General features: G+C 47.3%; 5 protein-coding genes. All 5 read left to right on the top strand.

What is annotated here, in order from left to right; translation table 11 throughout:
- Positions 1–506 precede the first annotated feature (506 nt).
- On the top strand, positions 507–887 hold the full coding sequence (locus tag JIN87_RS27735; RefSeq protein WP_200359948.1) for a PH domain-containing protein: 381 nt from the start codon (positions 507–509) through the stop codon (positions 885–887).
- A gap of 131 nt (positions 888–1,018) precedes the next feature.
- Complete coding sequence (locus JIN87_RS27730) at positions 1,019–1,468, top strand: hypothetical protein (protein WP_200359946.1); 450 nt, start codon at positions 1,019–1,021, stop codon at positions 1,466–1,468.
- A 17-nt stretch (positions 1,469–1,485) separates the two neighbouring features.
- Complete coding sequence (locus JIN87_RS27725) at positions 1,486–1,854, top strand: hypothetical protein (RefSeq protein ID WP_200359944.1); 369 nt, start codon at positions 1,486–1,488, stop codon at positions 1,852–1,854.
- A gap of 105 nt (positions 1,855–1,959) precedes the next feature.
- On the top strand, positions 1,960–2,454 hold the full coding sequence (locus tag JIN87_RS27720) for a hypothetical protein (protein ID WP_200359942.1): 495 nt from the start codon (positions 1,960–1,962) through the stop codon (positions 2,452–2,454).
- 36 nt (positions 2,455–2,490) lie between these two features.
- On the top strand, positions 2,491–2,808 hold a 318-nt coding region (locus JIN87_RS28500; RefSeq protein WP_234033676.1), incomplete at its 3' end, for a hypothetical protein.

Below are 2,808 nucleotides of genomic sequence, written 5' to 3'. Positions count from 1 at the left end.
AACTTCATCGAAAACGAGTTAATAAATGAGTTCCAACCAGACGGTGGTCACAATTCCGGCAGCTCCGCCGCCTCCATCGTGACACCTTAGCGTTCTACAAATATCGATGATCAGTCAGTTGAAGTTATCGAAGGTTCTTGAACCGAAGGAAGCAGCATCCTTGGGATGTGCGACCACGACATATCAACAGGTAAAGACGGAGATTTTCAAAAGGTCTGACGACTGGCTAGGAACGAGACAAAAAAACGACTTTGGCGTTTTAGGCTTAGCAACTGGGCGCAGCAGCAAAACTGACAGATTTACGAGCAAGGTCCGAAGCATTCTTAAAAGATCACAACTAGATTTTGGAAGCACTGGAGACACGTTCATGGATGGAGTAGAACAAGGCAGTGGATACAACTCGGGCCATGCGCCCCGAGTTGTGGACGCAGCAAGGGCGTATCCCACAATCAACTTTCACCACGGGCAACTTAGCCCGAGCGTATCACTTTAGCGTTGGGCAAAGAATGATGAAAAAATTCAAAGTGAGTTACGGAGGCAGTGCTGCTGATCCAATAACGATTGAAGCCAACTCAGCAGAGGAAGCAGCAATGACCCACTTCGTCTCATCCCCCAAAGACAAAACGATTTTCGTAGAACATGGTCTCTTCAAAGAGGAGACCTTCAACCCACGGTCTCTAGAAAAGAAATATCCAGAACTTAAAGAACTAACGGAGGATTATGGATACGAAGACACTGAAGAAATCGAATACGATCCTGACGAGGAAAGGCAGTCAGCAATAGACGAGATCAAGTACTTTTTCTTCTACACGAACTTTGGAAAGAGATTAGCTGGCACCATCATTTTGACCATAGGCTACTTCATTTACCACGCATACAAAAACTAGGCCCAACCAGGCAGCCCACACAATGGCGGCAAACGCTCGCCTCTTTCGTAACGACTCCATGAATACCGACCTCAACAGTACAGGAACCTCAACCGAAGCCGCCATCGTGTGGCTTTGACGTTGGGTAAGAAATGAAGAAGCCAATCACAGTCCTTCTTATCATCCTGCTGACCAGCACTCTCAACCAATTGGTCGCTGATGAGAAGTATCCGAATGAGATCGTTAGCGTATCGTTCGCACAGGCATTTTTCGACGGAGGATCGATCTCTGTCGTGTTTACCGATGAATCAGGGAAAGAATGGAAACTCTTCTATGACCGAAGACTAAATGCGAAAAAGAAAGATTACGATTCCATTAGTCTCGGCCCCGTATCCGATGATGAGACCTCATTGAGTCCGATTGTTCGGCAAGGAAAGAAAAAGGAAGAGCAACTTCTGGAGATGATCGAACGGTATTTCAAAAATCTAAAGCCGTCAGAGACGGATGAATACATCTTTCTCAAACAGCTTCTTGAAAAGAAAAACATTATACCCAACCAGGCGGCTCACACAACGAGCGCAAGCGCTCGCCGTGTGGCCTAGTCGTTCTGCGAAAAAAGATGACGAAGCAAAACCTCACAGATCTGTTATTCGCGTTTCCGATCATTCTTCTCGTGGTCGGGCTTCCAGCATCCGCTTACTGGAACTTTGACCTACCCATCGTCTTAGTCATCATTGCACCACTCATTGTCTTCCTGCTCTGGATACTTTGCCTTTCAGAAATAGCCAAACTGAAAGATGAAGGAAAGAATGGAGAGATGGTCGTCTGGTTGTTTATCGTCCTTCTAGCCCCTGCGATCGGTGCCTACATCTACTACATCTACGAATTAAGAAGAAAGTGGTTTCCCTATCCACCTGGCCATCCAGCCTTGCTACCTCTGGAAGAAGAAAAATATGCAGAACCAGGCAGTCGAGGCAATGCCGACTAACGCCCGCCTCTTTTGTCACGATCCCATGAATACTAACCTCAACAGACCTAGAACCTCAACCGAAGTCGGCATCGCCTCACTTAGACGTTGAGCAGAAAAAAATAGATGAAGCCAGCAATCTCTTGGAAACCCAGTCTATCGACGGCAAAGCACCTCAAAAATTCGTCGATTATCCTAGCGACCCTCTGTCTAGTTGCTGTCCCATTTTGCCGTGGTAGCGTAGACGATGATTTCCCCATTTTCGTCCTACCACTGTTTCTCCTTAACTTTCCGCTCTTCTTCGGAGCAGTGCTGATACTGGTTTCTCGTACAGAAGGAAAAAGAACAAAAGATTGGACGAAGGTTTTGTTCAGAGGTCTTCCCGATGGCTTTGCTAGAACCTACAAATTAGCGTTTTTCACGATATGGTTGATCGGCATGTATCTTATGGTTGGACCGATGCTAGCAGGTGATAAGTTACCATCTTTGGGGATTAGTCCAGCTGCGTTGTTCGCTCTTGTTCCTGCAGTGTTCTACCTCACCAGCTACGGGGCGTATGCATCCGTTGTAGTCGAAAGAATAAATGAAGCTCAACAAGGCGGTGCTGGCAACGTCGGCTAACGCCGCCGTCGCCAGACCTTAGCGTTGGCGAAAGAAATGAAATCTACTATTTTGGCCCTGTCTTTCTTGCTCCTTACGCCGCTATCTTTCGGCAAGGATCTAACCGACTGGAAAAAAGAAGTAGCTGAACTGGAAGGTGTCGATTCGGTGACTGTCCAAGGCGCCTGGAAAGTGCGGGTACCGCGATGGAACGTTCTCCAAAGGATGAAATACGGCAGAATCAGAGACCCGAAAAAGTACAAGGCAGCATTGAGCCCACCAGAAAGCGAGAGCCTCGAGGGTATTATATCTTTCGAGGATCCACCACAGGCTCGAGCTCTGCACCTATGTAGAGGAACCTTCAACGTAGAGTTC

Origin of the sequence: Pelagicoccus mobilis (assembly GCF_016595505.1) — a bacterium.
Classification (GTDB): Bacteria; Verrucomicrobiota; Verrucomicrobiia; order Opitutales; family Opitutaceae; genus Pelagicoccus; species Pelagicoccus mobilis.
The sequence above is the reverse complement of the archived record's forward strand: the minus strand, read 5'-3'. Positions and strand labels throughout refer to the sequence as shown.

Excerpts from the sequence above, each read along its gene's own strand:
- JIN87_RS27735 (WP_200359948.1), top strand. The coding sequence starts at position 507 with ATGATGAAAAAATTCAAAGTGAGTTACGGAGGCAGTGCTGCTGATCCA.
- JIN87_RS27730 (WP_200359946.1), top strand. The coding sequence starts at position 1,019 with ATGAAGAAGCCAATCACAGTCCTTCTTATCATCCTGCTGACCAGCACT.
- JIN87_RS27720 (WP_200359942.1), top strand. The coding sequence starts at position 1,960 with ATGAAGCCAGCAATCTCTTGGAAACCCAGTCTATCGACGGCAAAGCAC.
- JIN87_RS27725 (WP_200359944.1), top strand. The coding sequence starts at position 1,486 with ATGACGAAGCAAAACCTCACAGATCTGTTATTCGCGTTTCCGATCATT.